Origin of the sequence: Methanobacterium spitsbergense (genome assembly GCF_019931065.1) — an archaeon.
Lineage (GTDB): Archaea > Methanobacteriota > Methanobacteria > Methanobacteriales > Methanobacteriaceae > Methanobacterium_B > Methanobacterium_B spitsbergense.
The window spans coordinates 1-5,348 of the sequence record NZ_JAIOUQ010000006.1 but is presented as its reverse complement, the minus strand read 5'-3'; the positions used below and the strand labels follow the sequence as shown (position 1 = coordinate 5,348).

Below are 5,348 nucleotides of genomic sequence, written 5' to 3'. Positions count from 1 at the left end.
CAAAATTCTATATTATATTGACATTAGACCATTTACTAAAATAAATTAAATTGTTAAGAATTTCAAAATATAATTTAAAATGACAGATCTAACTTACATTGTTTTAGAGGGAGATGATTAGTAATGTACAGCGAAAAGGTAATGGATCATTTTCAAAATCCAAGAAATGTTGGAGAAATAGAGGATGCTAGTGGTGTTGGAACAGAAGGTAATCCCACCTGTGGGGACCTGATGACCATATACATAAAGGTTGAAGACAACATTATAACCGATATTAAATTTAAAACCTTTGGTTGCGGTGCAGCCATAGCAACAAGCAGTATGATAACAGAAATGGCAATTGGAAAAACAATTGAAGAAGCACTTAAAATTTCAAGAAATGATGTTGCTGATGAATTGGAAGGACTTCCACCTGTTAAGATGCACTGTTCAAATCTCGCAGCAGATGCACTCCGTGCTGCAATAGCTGATTATAAAATGAAACAGGCCGAAAAAGAACAAAGTAAAAGCAGTTAACAACTTTTTTTTATATTTATTTTACAAAATTGATTATTATAAAGGTTTTTTTTCTTTTTATTGATTAGAGTGAATTATTCAATAATTAGCTAATTTAACGAAATGAAAAATAAAAAAAATAAGAAAAAAATAAATGATTATCCATATCTTTTCTTTAACTTAACAATAACTGCAATTAAGTCTTCTCTATTCATGGCACCGAGTGCATCATCCAGTTCATCCCAGAGCAATCCTTTAAAGTTTTCTACAAATTCATCCAACTCTTTATCATTCATGGTTTGACACCTCTGTATATATAATATTATTACAGTAGAATTTATAATTTATTGAATATGTGGTTTTAATTCAACACATTTTATAGAATTATTTTCATAGACATCTTATCTTAATAAATAATAAATTATCTAGGATTAACAACAACATCTACAATTTCAATATCCCTAATGCTATAATCTTTAATGACTTCCTTATATTCCTTTTGGACCTTTTCGTCATCTAAAAATGTTTCTAGGTCATTTTTTATATTTTTTAGAGCTTCTTTGAATGTTTGGCCCTCACTGGATAAATGAAAAACTGGACATTCAGCAACATAAAATACTCCTTTTTCCCGTACTGAAACAGGTAACTGTATTATCACTAGGACACCTCCATGTCAACCTACTTCATATTTTACAATAAAATTATTGTTCCAATCCTATTAATATCTTCTATTTGGTCATAAAAATCCAGTATTCATCATTAATATAGAAAGTATTAAGATGAATTAGTCTGAATTAAGGTGCAATTATGGCTTAAGTATAAATACTATGAAATAGAATGTTATTGTACAGAAACATAAAAATTTATAAAAAACCTCTAAGAAAATCTTGGATAAAAAAATATGTTCTTGTAAGATCATGTCTGTCTACCGCCTCCGTAACAGACTTACATGATGATGTTCCTGGAGTTAAGAAAACTTCAGGGACACATTCTTTTTTATTTTTATACAAGCCCATTTATCAAGATTTCGGAGAAAAATACCAATAACTATTTATGATTTAGAATTTAAAAAGAATAATTATAGTAAAAAATATTAGATGTAATAAGGTGATTCAAAATGAGAAACGAAACTAAACACAACTACATAAGTTCAATGGATGTGAAGGATGGAAAAGGAAATATTTTAGGGGCAGTATGTGTTTCACCAGCCAAAGAACTTGGTAAAAGAGATATCATTCTGATGGATGAAAACTCAGGTTCATTCTCTGTCAGAAGTACAACTGAACTAATTAATATGCTTTCAAAAAAGAATGTACCATTTGAAGAAAGGAAGCATGTTTTAGACTTTTTAGCGGAAAGATTGAGATATTTAGAACAGGAAGTAACATTAAACACATTAAAATCTCTTAACGATGCAAAGAAAAAGAAAAAATAAGTTGATTAATTTTATTTTTCATTTTGCAAAGGAGTGAAAACATGGCTTTAGTAGGTGTTGTAATCGATGAAATGTTTGAAGATGTAGAGTATACAGAACCTGCAAAAGCATTTAAAGATGCTGGACATTCTCTTTTACATATTGGACTCAGATCAGGTCAGCTTGTTAAAGGAAAACGAAAAAAAACACCTGTAAAGATTGATGAAAATATTGCAGAAGTGGATATTAACAAATTAGATACTATCCTCATTCCTGGTGGATTTCTCCAGACCATCTACGTGGATATAAAAGTGCTGTAAAATTTATAAAAGACTTTTTCAATACAGGTAAACCAGTATTTGCAATTTGTCACGCACCCCAACTCCTCATCACAGCCCAAGTTATAGAAGGGCGAAAGGTAACAGGATGGAAATCAATTGTACAAGACATTAAAAATGCAGGTGCAGAATATATTAATCAGGAAGTTGTTGAAGATGGCAACTTAATATCAAGTAGAGGACCTCCAGACATTCCTGCATTCACGAAGGCTTCTTTAAAACGGTTAGAAGAAATTTGAATGAAAACAAAAAATAATTTTAATTTAGAATATTCAAAATGTTCCAATAATTCATTAATTTATTAGTACATTGTAATATAAATTTAAGGCTTTTTTTAGTATTTAAATACTAAGTAGACATGTTACTGCTGATATAATTAAAATAATAAGTATACATACGAGGAGAGTATATGAAAGATGAACTGGGTTTCACAAATATTAAAAGAAATTTGGAAGATTCTAAACAAAATCCAAATAGGAAACAAGTTTATCTACCTTATGATATCGAATTATTATCTATTTTAAAAGATGCAGTTATAATAACAGATAAAAATTTTATTATAAACTATTGGAATCCTGCAGCAGAAGAAATCTACGGATGGAATGCTAATGAGGTATTGGGAAAAGATGTAAAAAAAGTGCTTCAAACCAAATATATGGAAAATGGATGTACAGAAAAAATGCAGGAACTTCTTAATGAAGGATCCTATGAAGATAATGTTGTACAATTAACAAAGAAGAATTTTCCACTTTTTATTAGCTCAAAAGTTGTAACCATCAAAGATGATCTTGGAAATATTAATGGATATATCTCAATTAACAGAGATATGACCGATCAGAAAAGCATAGAAAAAAAATTGGAAAGAAGTTTCAATATACTAAATTCTATTATTGAAAATACAACAGATGCAATTTACCTTAAAAATTTAGATGGCAATTATCTAATGGCCAATTCATCTGCTTCAAAGATATTTGGAAAACCTATGTCAGAGATTATAGGCCACACTGATTGGGATATATTTCCACAAGATGAAGCAAAATCAATTGTAAAGTCAGATAAGAAAATAATAAACGATGGAAACACCGTTACATTTGAAGAAAAAATCTTCTCTAAACTGGAAGGAAAGTTCAGAACTTATTTGTCCACTAAAGGACCTTACAAGGGATATGATAATAAAATTCTTGGAATTTTCGGAATTGCACGTGATATAACTCATTTTAAGATTGCTGAAGAAAATTATAGAACATTATTTGAAACAATGATCCAAGGAGTTGTTTATCAAGATCTAAATGGTAAAATAACTGCCATGAATCCTGCTGCAGAGAGAATAATGGGTTACAATTTTGAAGAGATTCAAGGAAGAACCTCTAATGATCCCATATGGAAATCAATACATCCCGATGGAACAGAATTTCAAGGAGATGCACATCCCTCTATGGTTGCCCTAAAAACTGGAAGAGAAGTTGAAGATATTATTATGGGTGTTGACTATCCCAACAGAGAGGGTTACACATGGTTAAATATCCACGCAGTTCCCCATTTTAGAAATGGAGAAAAAAAACCCTTCCAGGTTTACACAACATTCGAAGATATTACCCAGTTCATGATTTACGATCAAAAACTCAGGGAAAGTAAAAAACGTTACCAATCCCTTTTTAACAAAATGACCGAAGGCTTTGCACTTCATGAGATCATACTAAACCAAGAAGGCAAACCAGTTGATTATCGTTTCCTAGATATAAATCCTGCATTTGAGGAACTCACAGGGCTTAAAAAGGGAGAAGTAATAGGAAAACTCAAAAGTCAAGTTATTCCTGAGGATAATATAGATTGGGTTAAAATTTATGGTAATGTAGCAATTAAAGGAGAATCAATACAATTTGATTCATATTCCGCAACATTAGAGAGGCATTATGATATTTTATCATTTTCACCTGCTCAAAATCAGTTTGCTGTGCTTTTTACCGATATAACAGAAAGAAAAAATGTTGAAAAAAAACTTCAAGATACAATGGAAAATCTGAAGTTAACAAATTCAGAGCTGGAACAGTTTACCTATGTTGCAGCCCACGATCTTCAAGAACCTTTACGTATGATTGCATGTTTTTTACAATTACTTCAGAAACGCTATGGTAATAAACTTGATAAAGATGCAGATGATTTCATAGGATATGCTGTTGATGGAGCAGCACGTATGTATGAATTAATAAATGATTTACTAACTTATTCACGTTTAAATAATAGAGTCATAGAATTTTCTGATGTTGATATGAATCATATATTAGGTATGGTTAAACATAATTTAGAAATTTTAATAAGGGAAAATGATGCAGTTATAACTAGTGATAAACTTCCAGTTGTTAAAGCTGATGAGGTACAAATGGTTCAGTTACTACAGAACCTTATTACTAATTCAATTAAATTTAAAGGCAAAAAAACCCCTCATATACATATTACAGCCGAAAAATTGGATTCTAAATGGTTATTTTCATTTGAGGACAATGGTATAGGAATAAAGCCCGAATACAGAGAAAGGATCTTTAAAATATTTCAACGTCTCCATGGACCGGAAAAATATGATGGAACTGGAATAGGGCTTGCAATTTCAAAACGAATTGTTGAAAGACATGGTGGAACAATCAGTTTAGATTCTAAAGAGGATGAAGGTAGTAAATTCAATTTTACAATAAGGAGTTGATATTAAATGAATCCTACTATGAGCAATCCAATTGAAATATTACTTGTTGAGGACAATCCTGGTGATGTTCGTTTGATTAAAGATGTGTTTAAAGATGCCAAAATATTCAATTCAATGCAGGTTGCATATGATGGCGAAGCAGCAATGGATATCCTTCGTAAGCTGGGTCAATACAAAGATGCAGTAAATCCAGATCTTATATTATTGGATTTAAACCTTCCAAAAAAGGATGGAAGAGAGGTTTTAAGGGAAATTAAAAATGATGAAAGACTTAAATGCATTCCTGTTGTAATACTCACCACATCCAATGCAGAAGAAGATCTCATTGAAACATACAAAATGAATGCCAATTGTTACATCACCAAACCAGTGGACCTTGATCAATTCATCAACGTTGTGAAGT

General features: G+C 30.8%; 6 protein-coding genes and 1 pseudogene. 5 read left to right on the top strand and 2 right to left on the bottom strand.

The features are described from left to right. The first annotated feature begins 123 nt into the window (after nt 1-123). Nucleotides 124-516 (top strand): Fe-S cluster assembly scaffold protein NifU, encoded by a 393-nt coding sequence (gene nifU / locus K8N75_RS05585; RefSeq protein WP_223791129.1) that lies wholly within the window; start codon nt 124-126, stop codon nt 514-516. Nucleotides 517-653: 137 nt separating this feature from the next. Here nifU and K8N75_RS05580 read toward each other — a convergent pair whose 3' ends face one another. Both K8N75_RS05580 and K8N75_RS05575 read right to left on the bottom strand, forming a co-directional pair. Beyond that, on the bottom strand, nt 654-791 hold the full coding sequence (locus K8N75_RS05580; protein ID WP_223791128.1) for a hypothetical protein: 138 nt from the start codon (nt 789-791) through the stop codon (nt 654-656). A gap of 125 nt (nt 792-916) precedes the next feature. Beyond that, nucleotides 917-1,153 (bottom strand): hypothetical protein, encoded by a 237-nt coding sequence (locus K8N75_RS05575; protein ID WP_223791127.1) that lies wholly within the window; start codon nt 1,151-1,153, stop codon nt 917-919. 459 nt (nt 1,154-1,612) lie between these two features. On the opposite strand from K8N75_RS05575, the gene K8N75_RS05570 reads away from it, so the two are divergent. The 4 genes and pseudogenes from K8N75_RS05570 to K8N75_RS05555 all read left to right on the top strand — a co-directional run. Further along, nucleotides 1,613-1,930 (top strand): hypothetical protein, encoded by a 318-nt coding sequence (locus tag K8N75_RS05570; RefSeq protein WP_048190674.1) that lies wholly within the window; start codon nt 1,613-1,615, stop codon nt 1,928-1,930. 41 nt (nt 1,931-1,971) lie between these two features. Then, nucleotides 1,972-2,486 (top strand): annotated as a pseudogene (locus tag K8N75_RS05565) (type 1 glutamine amidotransferase domain-containing protein). Nucleotides 2,487-2,656: 170 nt separating this feature from the next. Next, a complete protein-coding gene (locus K8N75_RS05560) occupies nt 2,657-4,945 on the top strand; it encodes a PAS domain-containing sensor histidine kinase (protein ID WP_223791126.1) in 2,289 nt (762 codons plus the stop codon). 6 nt (nt 4,946-4,951) lie between these two features. Then, the coding region (locus K8N75_RS05555) for a response regulator (protein ID WP_223791125.1) at nt 4,952-5,348 on the top strand (397 nt) is incomplete at its 3' end.

Excerpts from the sequence above, each read along its gene's own strand:
- nifU (WP_223791129.1), top strand. The coding sequence starts at position 124 with ATGTACAGCGAAAAGGTAATGGATCATTTTCAAAATCCAAGAAATGTT.
- K8N75_RS05580 (WP_223791128.1), bottom strand. The coding sequence starts at position 791 with ATGAATGATAAAGAGTTGGATGAATTTGTAGAAAACTTTAAAGGATTG.
- K8N75_RS05570 (WP_048190674.1), top strand. The coding sequence starts at position 1,613 with ATGAGAAACGAAACTAAACACAACTACATAAGTTCAATGGATGTGAAG.
- K8N75_RS05560 (WP_223791126.1), top strand. The coding sequence starts at position 2,657 with ATGAAAGATGAACTGGGTTTCACAAATATTAAAAGAAATTTGGAAGAT.